This window comes from Aeromonas sp. s4 (assembly GCF_040907855.1).
In the GTDB taxonomy this organism is placed as follows: Bacteria; Pseudomonadota; Gammaproteobacteria; order Enterobacterales; family Aeromonadaceae; genus Aeromonas; species Aeromonas caviae.
Genome location: NZ_JBFOCP010000044.1, coordinates 73,242 through 87,248 on the forward strand (window position 1 = coordinate 73,242; position 14,007 = coordinate 87,248).

Sequence of the window (14,007 nt, forward strand, 5' to 3'; positions counted from 1 at the left end):
GTCATGCAAATCGCCCAAACCGACGCGCCCATCATCGAGGTCCAGCACCTCTACAAGGACTTCGCCGTCAACTCCAACGCCATCAAGAGCGGCAAGATGCGGGCACTGTCCGACATCACCTTCAACCTGCACCGGGGCCGCGCCCTGGCAGTGGTGGGGGAATCCGGCTCCGGCAAGAGCACCATCGCCAAGATCATCGCCAAGATGTACAAGCTCTCCAACGGCCGCATCCTCTACCGTGGCCGCGACCTCGAGGAGTTCAACAAGGGCACCGCCCTGCTGGACTATCGCCAGAGCGTGCAGATGGTGTGGCAGGATCCGTTCGGTTCACTGAATCCGACCCACACCATCTACCACCACATCGCCCGCCCCCTGCTGCTGCACAGCAAGGTGAGTGACAAGCGGGATCTGCCCGACATGGTCTATGGCCTCCTTGAAAAGGTGGGGCTGACCCCCGCCAAGGCGACCGCGGCCAAGTACCCGCACCAGCTCTCCGGCGGCCAGCGCCAGCGGGTCAACATCGCCCGCAACCTGGCGGTGGAGGCGGAAGTGGTGCTGGCGGACGAGCCCACCTCCATGCTCGACGTCTCCATTCGCATCGGCATCCTCAACCTGATGGAGCAGATGAAGAACGAGCTCGGCGTCTCCATGCTCTACATCACCCACGACATCGCCACCGCCCGCTACGTGGCGGAAGATCTGGCGGTGATGTACGTGGGTCACATGGTGGAGTGGGGGGAGGTGGACGAGATCCTGCACCACCCCCAGCATCCCTACACCCAGTTGCTCATCTCGGCGGTGCCGGACCCCGAGAAGAGCATCCACGCCGAGCTGGAGGGAGGCCGCAAGGGGGAAATCCCGCTCTGGACCCCGGAATCCCGTGGCTGTCCCTTTGCCGGGCGCTGCCATCAGGCCATGCCCCGCTGCAAGGAGAGCCTGCCGCCGGTGACCCGGCTCGCCGACAACCACTTCGTGCGCTGCTACCTCCACGAACAGGGGTAAGCAGGCCCGCGGCCGGGCGCCGTCGCCCGGCCATGCCTCACGTCGGGGCCGCAAGGCCCCGCAATGAGCTTCGCCCGCCAGGGGCGAGCCTTCGGAGTAAGACCTTGATGGAACTTTTGATCAACCAGGTGGGTTACGAATGTGACGGGGAGAAGAGCGCCCTGCTGCAGTGCGGCGCCGACCTCGATATCCGCGGCCACGTCAGGCTGCTGCGCCAGCAGGACGACCACCTCCTGCTGGAGACGCCGCTGGTGGCGGCGGGATGCGTCCCCGGCTGGCAGGGGCGCCACTACTGGCGGGCCGATTTCTCCGCCTTCACCGAGCCCGGCCACTACCGGCTGGAAGCCGTCGTGACCACGGGAGCGCAGGAGCGCCTGGTGCGCTCCCCCCCCTTTGCCATCGGCCGGGGGCTGCTGGCGCGCCGCTGCCTCTCCGATGTCATCCACTACTTCAAGGGACAACGCACCAGCGGCACCTTCGATCGGGCGGACCGCAGGGCACGCCTCTTTGGCACCGATCAGCGCCGGGACGTACATGGCGGCTGGTTCGACGCCAGCGGCGACATGAGCAAGTACCTGAGTCACCTCTCCTACGCCAACTACCTCAATCCCCAGCAGACCCCCATGGTAGTCTGGTCCCTGCTCAAGTGCCGGGAGCTCCTGGCGACACGTCGCGACATCGACGGGATGAACCTGTGCAAACGGCTCAATGACGAGGGGCTGCACGGGGCGGATTTTCTCTGCCGGATGCAGGACGAGCGCGGCTTCTTCTACATGACCCTGTTCGACAAGTGGAGCAAGGATCCCGAACAGCGGGAGCTGTGCGCCTATGCGACCCAGCAGGGGATCAAGTCCGCCCGCTGGCAGGCGGGTTTTCGCCAGGGGGGCGGCATGGCCATCGCCGCCCTGGCCCGCGCCGCCCGGGAACCGATTGGCGGCGACCTTGACACAAGCCAGTACGCCGAGGCGGCCAGACGCGGCTACCTGCACCTGCGCGAGCACAACCTCGCCTACCTGGATGACGGGGTCGAGAACATCATCGACGACTATTGCGCCCTGCTGGCGGCGGTCGAGCTCACCAGAACGCTGGGCGCCGAGTGGCTCGCCGAGGCGCGGGATCGGGCCGGCCGGCTGTGCGCCCGCCAGCGCGCCCATCCCGATCTCGGCCACCATTGGGCCGCCAACGACGATGGCTCTCGCCCCTACTACCACGCCGCCGAGGCCGGCCTGCCGGTGCTGGCGCTGCTGGAGTATCTCGCCATCGAGCCGGATCCGGCGCGCCAGTGGGCGGCCCGGACCGTCGCCGAGCAGGCCCTGGCCGCCGAGCTGGCTCTCGCGGCCCGGGCAGGCAATCCCTTCGCCCTCGCCCGCCAGTATGTGAAAGGGGTCGATGAGACGCCCCGGGTGAGCTTTTTCATGCCCCACCACAACGAATCCGGTTACTGGTGGCAGGGGGAGAATGCCCGGCTGGCATCGCTCGCCACCATGGCATTTGCTGCCGCACAGCACCTGCCCGGGCAGAGCGCACTGCTCTGCACCTTCGGCCAGCAGCAGCTCGACTGGATCCTGGGGAGAAACCCCTTCAACGCCTGCATGCTGGCGGGTCAGGGCATCAACAACCCGGAATACACCGCCGGCTACCCCAATGCACAGGGGGGGATCTGCAACGGCATCACCGCCGGCTTCGATGACGAAAATGACGTGGCCTTTATTCCAGAGGCGTACAAGGATCGGCTGGATCAGAACTGGCGCTGGGGGGAGCAATGGATCCCGCACGCCGCCTGGTTCGCCCTGGCCATCACCTGGCAGAGCGCACAAGGAGGCCACCATGATTGAGAGCGGTTCGAACATCACTGGCACCGGGGAGAGCCCTGGCTCCTCCATACCGCCAGCCAGGTTTACCCTGACCATCACCTGGCAAAGCGCGCAGGGAGGCCCCCATGATTGAGTTCTGGGTCGGGGTGGATGGCGGCGGCACCCACACCCGGGCCCGCATTCGCAACAACACAGGCAAGCTGCTCGGCGAGGGGCGCGCCGCTGGCTCCAATCTGGAGCTGGGCATCGCCATCGCCCACGGCCATGTGCTGGCTGCCATCGATCAGGCCCGCATCGACGCGGGTCTGCCCAGGGAGAGCGAACAACGGATGGGAGTCGGGCTCGCACTCGCCTCCGCCGAGCTCGCCGACTGCTACCACGCCATGCTGACCATGCCCTTCCCGTTTGCGCGGGTGAAGCTCACCTCCGATGCCTTTGGTGCCTGCCTCGGCGCCTTCGACGGCCAGGAGGGGGCCATCCTGATCGCGGGCACCGGCTCGGCGGGGCTCATCTACCGGGAGGGACGCCTTCGCACCTGCTCGGGTCGCGGATTCCCCGTCTCGGATCTCGGCAGCGGCGCCTGGCTCGGGCTGCGCGCCATCCAGCAATCCCTGCTCTGCCACGACGGCATCCTGCCCCCCAGCACCCTGGCGGTGCGCCTGATGGATCACTTCAATCGGGATCAGGCCGAGGTGGTGCGCTGGGCTGCGCGCGCCATCCCGGCCGACTATGGCCGCTTCGCCCCCTGGGTGTTCGATGCCGCGAGCGACGGGGACGAGCTCGCCACCGCCCTGCTGGATGAGACCTGTGCCCAGCTCGGCATGCTGCTGGAGGGCATGACCCAGCTCGGGGCAGACCGGATCGCCCTGCTGGGCGGCATCGGCACGCGCCTCGCCCCCCGTCTGGGCCACTTCCATCTGGTCGCCCCCAAGCGCGACGCGCTGGAGGGGGCCATCCTGTTTGCCAGGACGGAGGCGCTGCCATGTCTGCATCCCTGAGCCTTGCCGGGCCGACAACACCTACGGGACAGGCTCCCGTTTCCTTCACCCCATCAGAGGAATTCCCATGTCCGCACCCCTGATCCACACCCGGGTCGATCACCGTGACGGTGACGATGTCTGGTTTCGCTTCACCCTGAGCCAACTGCCAGCAGCCCCCTGGAAACTCCACTTCTGCCTCGCCCGCCAGATCGATCCCCACTCGATCGAAGGGGGCTCCCTGGAGCGCCAGAGCGGCAGTTACAAGGTCATGGTGCCCCATGAGGGGGTGAGCGAGCTGCGCTTCTGTTGTCGCAACACCCCGCTCAAGCATGACTCCGATATGCCCAAGGGTTTCTTCCTGAGCCTGGAGAGCAAGGGACAGCTGCAACCCCTGGTGCTGGAGGGGGAAGACCTTGGCCTGACCAACCCGCCCTCCCCGGGACCCGACCTGCCACAGGTGGAGGCCGTCAACGGCCTCGTGCCCCAGCCCGCCCACCTGATTTATACAGAAGGCAACTTCCGGCTGGCCGAGCGGGCCCACGTCGACGGCCCCGTTCCCCTCGCCTCCCTGCTCGCCCATTTCAACGAGCTGACAGGCCTGGCCCTGACCCAGGATCACGATGCGGAGATCCACCTCGTCGAGGCGACACTTCCCCCCGAGGGGTATGAGCTCACCATCACCCCTGAGGAGATCGTCATCCGGGCCGCCGGCGAGGCGGGCTGGCGCCACGGGCTGGTGAGCCTGGCCCAGTGGGCACTCCAACACGGAGAGAGCCTGCCCTGCCTGACGGTGCGGGATGCACCGCGCTTCGGTTTTCGCGGCATCTTCCTCGACTGTGCCCGCCACTTCCACTCCATCGCCACCCTCAAGCGCCTGCTCAAGCAGATGAGCCTCTACAAGTTCAACCGCTTCCACTGGCACCTCACCGATGACGAGGGGTGGCGCCTGGAGATCAAGGCCTTCCCCCAGCTGACCGCAGTGGGAGCCTGGCGCGGCCATGGCCTGGCGGTGGGGCCCCAGCTGAGCGGCGGCCCCGATCCCTACGGTGGTTACTACACCCAGAGCGAGGTGCGCGAGCTGGTCGCCTACGCCGCCGGGCTTGGCATCACCATCATTCCGGAAATAGACATCCCGGGGCACTGTCACGCCGCCATCAAGGCGCTGCCCGAGATGCTGGTGGAAGAGGCAGACCGCTCCCGCTACCTCTCGGTGCAATATTTCGACGACAACGTGCTTAACCCGGCACTGCCCGGCACCTACCGGTTCCTGGACGCCGTGATGGACGAGGTGTGCGATCTCTTCCCAGGGAGTCAGGTTCACATGGGGGGGGACGAAGTGCCCACCGGCGTCTGGACCGACAGTCCCGCCTGCCAGCAGCTGATGGCCGAGCAAGGGTATCAGGATTGCCGCGAGCTGCAGGGCCACCTGCTGCGCCACTGCCAGCACTACCTGGCTGGCAAGGGCAAGCAGATGCTGGGGTGGGAGGAGATACTTCACGGTGACAAGGTGAGCCGGGAGGCCACCGTCTTCGCCTGGACCAGCTTCCAGGCCGGCCTGGATGCCGCCGCATCCGGTTACCCCGTGGTGATGGCGCCTGCCCAGCACCTCTATCTGGATCTCGCCTGGAGTCAGGACATCCACGAGCCGGGACTCTACTGGGCGGGTACCCTCAACCTGGCGCAGGTGCATGCATGCGATCCTGCCCCGGCCGATTTCCATGCCAACGATAACATCCTGGGGGTGCTGAGCCCCTTGTGGTCGGAACTGATCACCTCTCGCGATCGTCTCGACTACATGTTGTTCCCGCGCATGCTGGCCACGGCAGAGGTGGCCTGGAGCACTCCCGCCCGCAAGGTGTGGGAGCACTTCGTCGCCCGTCTGCCCGGCCAGCTGCACATCCTCGACCAGTTGCAAGTGCGTTACCGGGTGCCACAGAGGTAGTGTTATCTTTTTCTTTTCGGCGACCTTTTGGTCGCCGTTTTTTTACCCGTCGACAACAAAAACCCAACCTAGCCCCTACTTTTCATCTGCCTTTGTTGGCAAAATAAGGCCCCCGATGAAACCAGACAGGGGATGCACCTCCCTGCGGTTCCGCCACAATAACAATCAGCAAACAGATCGGAGCTTACCCTTATGGCCCGCAAACACGCCCAGGTCGTGGACAGTGAAGTGGAATTTCCCGCCGACGTGCAACTCGTTTCCACCACGGATCTGCGCGGCGTCATTACCTACGCCAACCCCGCCTTCTGCCGCATCGCCGGTTACCAGGTCGATGAACTGGTCGGCCACAACCACAACCTGGTTCGCCACCCCGACATGCCCAAGGCCGCCTTCGCCGACCTCTGGGATCGCCTCAAGGAGGGCAACCCCTGGCGGGGAGTGGTGAAAAACCGCTGCAAGGATGGCCGCTATTACTGGGTCGACGCCTACGTCACCCCCATCTACGAGCACGGCAAGATAAGCGGCTACCAGTCGGTGCGCTGCAAGCCCGACCCCCAGCTCAAGCAGGCTGCCGCCCAGGCCTATCGGGCCCTGCTTTCGGCCGAGCAACGGGGCACCCCGGCCCGCCCCTCGCTGCGCCGTTTCAGGCCGCTGATGCTCGGCCTGCCGCTGCTGGCGCTGCTGGTCTGGGCCGCCCTCACCCAGGGCCCCCTCACCGCGCTGCTGATGCTGCTTCCCCCCCTCGCCATTGCGGGCGCCTACTGGCGCGAACTCATCGCCCTGCCCCGCTATCTCAGGCAGCTCGGTCAGCAATATGACAGCCTGACCCGGCTGGTCTATTCGGGGGATGCCCCGGGTGCCATCGCCGATTTTCACCTGAAGATGCTGCAGGCCCGGATCCGCACCGTGCTGGGGCGGGTCGACGATGCCACTCATCCGCTTCAGGCCCTGGCAACCGATCTGCAGGACTCCTCACACCGCGCCTTCCTCGACATCAACGAGCAGGATGCCCAGACCCAGCAGATGGCGGCCGCCATGACCCAGATGGCCAGCACCGCCCACGAAATCGCCCGCAACATCCAGGACACCAACGGCCAGGTGACCGAGGCGCGCAGCAGTTGCCAGAGCACGGTGGAACAGCTGGACCAGACCCAGCAGCAGATGATCAGGCTGGCCAGCCAGGCGGAGCAGGCCTTCCACTCCGCGGTGGAGCTCGCCAGCGAGTCGGAGCGCATTGGCAGCGTGATGGGTGAAATCCAGGGCATAGCCGAACAGACCAACCTGCTGGCGCTGAACGCCGCCATAGAGGCGGCCCGGGCCGGGGAGCAGGGCCGCGGCTTCGCCGTGGTGGCGGACGAGGTGCGCACCCTGTCGACCCGTACCCACAAGGCGACCGAGCAGATCCAGGGCAGCATCAGCCAGATCCAGCACACCCTGGAACGCTGGCAGGGCATGATGCAGGACAACCTGGCCCAGACACGGGAATGTGTCGAGATGACCCGCCAGGGATCAGGCAACCTGCACCTGGTGCTGGGGGAAATCGATCAGGTGACCGAATTCTCCACCCAGATCGCCGCCGCCGCGGAGCAGCAGCAGGTGGTGGTGGAGGAGATCAGCCGCAACATCCACCAGATCTCCGAATACTCCCGCGCCAACAGCCAGAAGATCCAGGCGGTGGACGACTCCAGCCAGGAGCTGCTCAGGCGGGCCCGCGAGCTCAGGGGACTGAGCCAGACCTTCGGCTGACAGATTGCAAGCCCCATGACAGAAGCGCCACAATGGCGCTTCTGCTGTTTTTGACGAGCCATCATCATGAGAACGAACGCGCCCCCTCTGGACAAGACGGCCCGCATCGAGGCGATCCTCGCCCTGATCCCCCCCGGCCGCGTGGTGAGCTACGGCCAGGTGGCGGATCTCGCGGGCCTGCCCGGACGGGCCAGGCTGGTGGGAAAAGTCTTGCGGGAGACCGACAAGGTGCTGCCCTGGCACCGGGTGCTGGGGGCGGCAGGCACCATTTCGCTGCCAAAAGGATCCGCAGGCTTTGACAAGCAAGCAGGGCTGCTGCAGGAGGAGGGGGTGCCCGTGATTGGCGGGCGGGTCAGGATGCGGGAGTGGCAGTGGCAGCCCGACCTGGCCGAGCTGCTCTTTCTGGTTCCCTTCTGACGAGGCTGGCACGTCCCGAAGGGATGGGGGCTCTTGCAACAAAGGGAGGGCCTCTGTGATCGCCCTCCGTCACGTTCTCTTCCCTAGTCGCTGGCAATGGGTCCCAGAATGTCATCGCTGCGCACCTGTACCGGGATGGTCTCATCTTCCCGTTGCAAGAGCACCAGCAGACTCTGTCTGTCCACCTCCAGCACATAGGCTGTCCCTTCACGGGTCAGGCAGGTCATGCCCGGCCGTATTTCATGTATCTCCATGACAACTCCCTGTCTTGCGCTGCCATCCATGCAGCCATTCCAGTATATCGCCATCCACCAACAAAGAAGCCCCTCGCAAGGGGCCTCTTTCATCATGCTGTGAGCGGCGTCGCCATCAGGCTTTCTTCGCCTTGGGCAGGCTCTCCTGCCATTTTCCGTTGTCGTAATGGGCTGTCCAGCCGGTCGCCTTGCCGTTGACCTCGGTCATCACGTACTGCTCCTTGGTCTTGCGGCTGAAGCGCACCACGGAGGCGTTTCCGTCAGGATCTGACGCCGGGGCGTCCGCCAGGTACTGGTGCTTGGGGGAGAGGCGATCGCGGAAGCGCTTGAGCTCCTCCACCAGGGGCGCACGGGTCTCGCGGGATTTGGGGAAGTTGCTGGCGGCCAGGAAGAGGCCGGCGGCGCCGTCCCGCAGCACGAAGTGGGCGTCGGACTGGGTGCATTTCAGCTCGGGCAGGGGTACCGGATCCTCTTTCGGCGGCGCAATGTCGCCATTTTTCAGGATCTTGCGGGTGTTCTTGCAACTCTCGTTGGTGCAACCCATGTATTTGCCGAAACGGCCGTTCTTGAGCTGCATCTCGGAGCCGCAGCGATCGCACTCGATGCTCGGCCCTTCGTAGCCCTTGAGCTTGAACTGCCCCTGCTCCACCTCGTAGCCATCGCAATCCGGGTTGCGACCGCAGACGTGCAGCTTGCGGCTGTCGTCGATGATGTAGGCGTCCATGGCGGTGCCGCAGATCCCGCAGCGATGCTTGGCTCGCAGGGCATCGGTTTCCGCCTCGTCCCCGTCGGTGGCGGAGACGAACTCGTCCGCACTGACCAGGTTGATGGTCTTCTTGCAGCGCTCCTTGGGCGGCAGGGCATAGCCGGAGCAGCCGAGGAAGACGCCGGTGGTGGCGGTACGGATACCCATCTTGCGGCCACAATCCGGGCAGTCGATGTCGGTCAGCACCATCTGGTTGGCACGCATGCCCCCCTCTTCATGGGGCTTATCGGCCTGCTCCAGCTCCTGGGTGAACTCGGCGTAGAAGGCGTCGAGCACCTTCTTCCACTCCAGGCTCCCCTCGGCGATGCCGTCGAGCTTGTCTTCCATCTTGGCGGTGAACTCGTAGTTCATCAGCTCGACGAAGTTTTCCACCAGGCGGTCGGTGACGATCTCCCCCATCTTCTCGGCGAAGAAGCGGCGGCTCTCGACCCGCACATACCCACGGTCGACGATGGTGGAGATGATGGAGGCGTAAGTGGACGGACGGCCGATGCCGCGCTTTTCCAGCTCGCGCACCAGGGCCGCTTCGGTGAAGCGGGCGGGCGGCTTGGTGAAGTGCTGGCGCGGATCCAGCTTGACCAGTTTCAGCACCTCACCGACGGTCACCGCCGGCAGCTGGCTGTCTTCACCCTTGCGGCCCATGGGCGGCAGGGCCTTGGTCCAGCCGGCGAAGCGCAGGGTGCGGCCACGGGCCTTGAGCTCGAACTCCCCTGCCTTGACGGTCAGGGTGGAGGAGTCGTACTGGGCCGGGGTCATCTGACAGGCGACAAACTGGCGCCAGATGAGGTCATAGAGCCGCATGGCATCGGGCTCCATCCCTTCCAGCATCTCGGCAGTCACCTGGACGCTGGAGGGGCGGATCGCCTCGTGGGCCTCCTGGGCATTGGCCTTGGCGCCGTAGAGGTTCGGATCGCTCGGCAGGTAGGCGGCGCCATACTGCTCGCCGATGTATTCCCGCACCGCATCCACCGCCTCTTTGCTGAGGTTGGTGGAGTCGGTACGCATATAGGTGATGTAACCCGCTTCATAGAGACGCTGGGCCATCATCATGGTCTTCTTGACCCCGAAGCTCAGACGAGTAGAAGCCGCCTGCTGCAGGGTGGACGTGATGAAGGGAGCGGACGGCTTGGAGCCGGTCGGCTTGTCTTCCCGGTTGACCACCTTGTAGTCGACCCCTTCCAGGGCCGCTACGGCGGCGAAGGTCTCGGCCTGGGTCACCGGCTTGAAGTCGGCACCATTGCGGCTGACCACCTCCATGCGCAGCTCGCTCTTCTCGGCGGTGAGCAGGTCGGCGTTGAGATCCCAGAACTCCACCGGCACGAACGCCTTGATCTCGCGCTCCTTGTCGACGATGAGGCGCACCGCGACGGATTGCACCCGACCGGCGGAGAGGCCGCGGGCCAGCTTCTTCCACAAGAGCGGGGAGACCATGTAACCCACCACCCGGTCGAGGAAACGACGGGCCTGCTGGGCGTTGACGCGATGAATGTTCAGCTCGGACGGCTGGGCGAACGCCTCCTGGATGGCGCTCTTGGTGATCTCGTTGAACACCACGCGCTTGTAGCGGCTGTCGTCGCCACCGATGATCTCGCGCAGGTGCCAGGCGATCGCTTCCCCCTCTCTATCCAAGTCGGTTGCGAGATAGATGGTGTCGGCCTTGGCGGCCAGACTTTGCAACTCGCTGACCACTTTTTCCTTGCCGGGCAAAATCTGGTAGTTGGCCTGCCAGCCTGCGGTCGGGTTGATGCCCATCCTTGAGAACAGGGCGTTGCGATCCTTGGCCGCCTTCTCGGATTCGCTGAGCTTGATGCCGCGAATGACAGGTTTTTTGGGCTCGGTGCTGGCGCTGCCGCTGGTCGGCAGATCGCGCACGTGGCCTACGCTGGATTTCACCACGTAGTCCTTGCCCAAATATTTGTTGATGGTCTTGGCCTTGGCCGGAGACTCCACGATGACCAGTGATTTGCCCATGCTGTAACTATTATCCTCATTGCACCCGACGGGGTTGGCGTGCGGTTTTGTGGGGCTGTATAAGAGATTTGACGGGAAAAAGCAATCTTGCGGGTCAATTTGCCCGACAGCCCGAACCGCCCTGCTTCTTTATTTATTAATGCGAAGCCGGGGCGCGGGAAGCAACCGCTTTTTTGTTTTTATGCTATATCCCCCCCTTTTTTAGATTGGAAATGACATATCCAGCCACCCTTGTGACATAAAAACCCATTCTGGTTATCAGCTTGTTACAAAGGATGAAATCTCTTTATAATGGCCGCACACCGCAGCTTTGTGCGCGGAAGGAACCGCTCCCCATATAAAAATCGAAAGGATGTGATCATGAAGCACTTCGAGGTCAACTTCGACGGCCTGGTCGGCCCCACCCACAACTATGCCGGCCTCTCCTATGGCAACGTCGCCTCCCAGAGCAACGCCAAAGAGGCCTCCAACCCCAAGGAAGCGGCCAAGCAGGGGCTGCGCAAGATGAAGGCGCTGACCGACCTCGGCATGGTGCAGGGCGTGCTGGCGCCACAGGAGAGACCGGATCTCGCGACCCTGCGCCGCCTGGGCTTCACCGGCAACGACGCCAGCGTCCTCGCCCAGGCTGCCAGACAGGCCCCCGCCGTGCTGGCCGCCTGCTACTCCGCCTCCAGCATGTGGACTGCCAACGCCGCCACCGTCTCCCCGAGCGCCGACACCCAGGATGGCCGCATCCACTTCACCCCCGCCAACCTGACCAACAAGTTCCACCGCTCCCTGGAGCCCGAGGTGACCGGGCGCATCCTGCGGGCCGTGTTCAACAACGATCGCCACTTCTATCACCACCAGCATCTGCCGGAGAACGACCACTTCGGTGACGAAGGCGCCGCCAACCACACCCGGCTGTGCCGCGCCTATGGCGAAGCGGGGGTCGAGCTGTTCGTCTATGGCCGCAGCGCCTTCGACGTCTCCCAGCCCGCCCCCAAACGCTACCCGGCCCGCCAGACCCTGGAAGCGAGCCAGGCCATCGCCCGCCTGCATGGCCTTGGGGATGAGAGCGCCGTCTTTATCCAGCAGAACCCGGACGTGATCGATCAGGGGGTGTTCCACAACGACGTCATCGCGGTGGGCAACCAGAACGTGCTCTTCTTCCACCAGCAGGCGTTCCTCAATACCGAGGCGGCGCTGGCCGAGGTGCGTACCAAGTTCGGCGACGGGGAACTGCACTTCATCGAAGTGCCGACCAGCGAAGTGTCGGTGCAGGATGCAGTGAAATCCTACTTGTTCAACACCCAGATCCTCACCCTGCCATCCGGCGAGATGGCGATCATCGCCCCCACCGAATGCCGCGACAACCCGGCGGTGTCCGCCTATCTGGCCAGGCTGGTGACCCAGGGCACCCCCATCAAGGACGTCCACTACATGGATGTGAAGCAGAGCATGAGAAACGGCGGCGGCCCCGCCTGTCTGCGCCTGCGGGTCGCCATGAACGACACCGAGCTCGCCGCGGTCAACCCGGCCTGCCTCATCACCGACAGCCAGTTTGCCCGCCTAGATCAGTGGGTCGAGAAGCACTATCGCGACAGCCTGGCGCTGGACGATCTGCGCGACCCCTCCCTGGTGCTGGAGACCCGCACCGCCCTGGACGAGCTGACCCAGATCCTGAAACTGGGTTCCGTCTATCCCTTCCAACGCTGAGGTGCGCCATCGGCCTGCAGAGTCGACGCAATAAAAAAAGAGAGCCGGGCAATGCCCGGCTCTCTTTTTAGTCCTTTGCACTGAGCTATAAAACCTGTTCACGAGCTGTAGCGAGAGATCGTCAGCAAGGTGAAGAGCTGCGCAGGAACCGGAGTGTGTAGATACACATGAGGATTCCGAGCAGCACATGAGCCTTGATCACGACCTCGCTGTAAGCTCGAAACAGGTTCTCAGCGCCAGGGGCTCTGCTGCCACAGGCGGCCGAGGGCCCCCTCCAGCCCCAGTGCCGCCTGCTTGCCAAGCTTCTGGGTCAGGCTCCTGGGTTTGCTGTAGCGGATGCCGACCACCTTGTGATGGCTGGCCTGGGCCAGCAGGTAGTCATCGCTGGTGCAAAGCGCATCCACCAGTCCGAGCTGCTTGGCCTGGCTCGCCAGCCAATGCTCGCCGGTGGTCACCTTGTCGATGTCGAGACCGGGTCTGTGCTCGGCCACGAAGGCCTTGAACTGTTCGTGGATGGCCCCCAGCTCCTCGCGAAACTTCTCCCGCCCCTGATCGTCGTTCTCGCCGAACATGGTGATGGTGCGCTTGTACTGGCCTGCGGTGTGCATCTCGAATTCGATGTCGTGCTTCTTGAGCAGCTTGTTGAAGTTCGGCATCTGGGCAATGACACCGATGGAGCCGACGATGGCGAACGGCGCCGCCAGGATCTTGTCCGCGACGCAGGCCATCATGTAGCCACCGCTCGCCGCCACCTTGTCGATGGCCACGGTCAGCGTGATGTCCTTGTCCTGCAGCCGCTGCAACTGGGAGGCGGCCAGGCCGTAGCCATGCACCACGCCGCCGCCGGATTCGAGGCGCAGCAGCACCTCGTCCCCGGGCCGGGCCACGCCTATCACGGCACTCACCTCTTCCCGCAGGGAGGCCACTTCCTTGGCATCCATGCTGCCGTTGAAGTCGATGACGAACAGCCGGCTGCGCTCATCCTCCCCCTTGGCTTTGGCCTTGTGCTCGGCCTTGCGGGTCTTCTCCATCTGCTTGCGCTCGGCCTTGCCCGCCAGGGCTGCCTGCAGTTGATGGCGCCCCTGCTCCAGCTCGCCGGAGAGATCGGTCACCACCAGCTCCCCCTTGCGGGATTTGGGCAGGCGGCTGCTCGCCACCATCAGGATGACGGCGCCGATGGCCAGCAAGAAGGTGAGGGTCTTGGCCAGAAACAGGCCGTATTCGGTCAAAAATGCCACTTGATGCTCCGCGCTATGTCCGGTTTTTTCACATAGTAAGGAGTTTGCCCCCCTCGCGCAAAAACTCTGCCATCTTCCGTGCCAAGGGCGGAGGGATCGACGCTATCGCCCTGTTTTATTCACATTTTTGCCGTCTCATACTGGTCAACTGCCGGGCCGGGTCAGTACACTTGCCCACT

The 14,007-nt window shown here is 64.4% G+C and carries 10 protein-coding genes; 7 read left to right on the top strand and 3 right to left on the bottom strand.

Annotated features, from left to right (window positions below; translation table 11 throughout):
* Nucleotides 1-3: 3 nt before the first annotated feature.
* The 6 genes from AB5Y89_RS14640 to AB5Y89_RS14665 all read left to right on the top strand — a co-directional run bounded on the left by AB5Y89_RS14640 (nucleotide 4) and on the right by AB5Y89_RS14665 (nucleotide 7,901).
* Nucleotides 4-1,002: an ABC transporter ATP-binding protein gene (locus AB5Y89_RS14640; RefSeq protein ID WP_039040529.1), complete on the top strand. Its 999-nt coding sequence runs from the start codon at nucleotides 4-6 to the stop codon at nucleotides 1,000-1,002.
* 107 nt (nucleotides 1,003-1,109) lie between these two features.
* On the top strand, nucleotides 1,110-2,837 hold the full coding sequence (locus AB5Y89_RS14645) for a glycoside hydrolase family 9 protein (RefSeq protein WP_368224051.1): 1,728 nt from the start codon (nucleotides 1,110-1,112) through the stop codon (nucleotides 2,835-2,837).
* Nucleotides 2,838-2,941: 104 nt separating this feature from the next.
* Nucleotides 2,942-3,814, top strand: coding sequence for a BadF/BadG/BcrA/BcrD ATPase family protein (locus AB5Y89_RS14650; RefSeq protein WP_368224031.1), 873 nt, complete (start codon nucleotides 2,942-2,944; stop codon nucleotides 3,812-3,814).
* Between the two features lie 67 nt (nucleotides 3,815-3,881).
* The gene (locus AB5Y89_RS14655) at nucleotides 3,882-5,738 is read left to right on the top strand and encodes a beta-N-acetylhexosaminidase (protein ID WP_201968696.1); all 1,857 of its coding nucleotides are present in this window, start codon (nucleotides 3,882-3,884) and stop codon (nucleotides 5,736-5,738) included.
* A 192-nt stretch (nucleotides 5,739-5,930) separates the two neighbouring features.
* Complete coding sequence (locus AB5Y89_RS14660; RefSeq protein ID WP_368224032.1) at nucleotides 5,931-7,484, top strand: methyl-accepting chemotaxis protein; 1,554 nt, start codon at nucleotides 5,931-5,933, stop codon at nucleotides 7,482-7,484.
* A 66-nt stretch (nucleotides 7,485-7,550) separates the two neighbouring features.
* Nucleotides 7,551-7,901 carry an MGMT family protein gene (locus tag AB5Y89_RS14665; protein WP_039040524.1) on the top strand — a complete coding sequence of 117 codons (351 nt, stop codon included), beginning with the start codon at nucleotides 7,551-7,553 and terminating at the stop codon, nucleotides 7,899-7,901.
* 83 nt (nucleotides 7,902-7,984) lie between these two features.
* On the opposite strand, the gene AB5Y89_RS14670 is transcribed toward AB5Y89_RS14665, so the two are convergent.
* Nucleotides 7,985-8,155 (bottom strand): hypothetical protein, encoded by a 171-nt coding sequence (locus AB5Y89_RS14670; RefSeq protein ID WP_164882089.1) that lies wholly within the window; start codon nucleotides 8,153-8,155, stop codon nucleotides 7,985-7,987.
* 115 nt (nucleotides 8,156-8,270) lie between these two features.
* The gene (gene topA, locus AB5Y89_RS14675; protein WP_039040523.1) at nucleotides 8,271-10,892 is read right to left on the bottom strand and encodes a type I DNA topoisomerase; all 2,622 of its coding nucleotides are present in this window, start codon (nucleotides 10,890-10,892) and stop codon (nucleotides 8,271-8,273) included.
* Nucleotides 10,893-11,252: 360 nt separating this feature from the next.
* On the opposite strand from topA, the gene astB reads away from it, so the two are divergent.
* Nucleotides 11,253-12,590, top strand: coding sequence for an N-succinylarginine dihydrolase (gene astB, locus AB5Y89_RS14680; RefSeq protein WP_324029355.1), 1,338 nt, complete (start codon nucleotides 11,253-11,255; stop codon nucleotides 12,588-12,590).
* A gap of 230 nt (nucleotides 12,591-12,820) precedes the next feature.
* On the opposite strand, the gene sohB is transcribed toward astB, so the two are convergent.
* Nucleotides 12,821-13,828, bottom strand: a complete 1,008-nt coding sequence (sohB, locus tag AB5Y89_RS14685; protein ID WP_368224034.1) for a protease SohB — start codon at nucleotides 13,826-13,828, stop codon at nucleotides 12,821-12,823.
* Nucleotides 13,829-14,007 lie beyond the last annotated feature (179 nt).

Bases quoted from the DNA above. Each gene is read 5' to 3' on its own strand.
- AB5Y89_RS14670 (WP_164882089.1), bottom strand. From the start codon at position 8,155: ATGGAGATACATGAAATACGGCCGGGCATGACCTGCCTGACCCGTGAA.
- AB5Y89_RS14640 (WP_039040529.1), top strand. From the start codon at position 4: ATGCAAATCGCCCAAACCGACGCGCCCATCATCGAGGTCCAGCACCTC.
- AB5Y89_RS14655 (WP_201968696.1), top strand. From the start codon at position 3,882: ATGTCCGCACCCCTGATCCACACCCGGGTCGATCACCGTGACGGTGAC.
- AB5Y89_RS14645 (WP_368224051.1), top strand. From the start codon at position 1,110: ATGGAACTTTTGATCAACCAGGTGGGTTACGAATGTGACGGGGAGAAG.
- AB5Y89_RS14665 (WP_039040524.1), top strand. From the start codon at position 7,551: ATGAGAACGAACGCGCCCCCTCTGGACAAGACGGCCCGCATCGAGGCG.
- AB5Y89_RS14650 (WP_368224031.1), top strand. From the start codon at position 2,942: ATGATTGAGTTCTGGGTCGGGGTGGATGGCGGCGGCACCCACACCCGG.
- topA (WP_039040523.1), bottom strand. From the start codon at position 10,892: ATGGGCAAATCACTGGTCATCGTGGAGTCTCCGGCCAAGGCCAAGACC.
- astB (WP_324029355.1), top strand. From the start codon at position 11,253: ATGAAGCACTTCGAGGTCAACTTCGACGGCCTGGTCGGCCCCACCCAC.
- AB5Y89_RS14660 (WP_368224032.1), top strand. From the start codon at position 5,931: ATGGCCCGCAAACACGCCCAGGTCGTGGACAGTGAAGTGGAATTTCCC.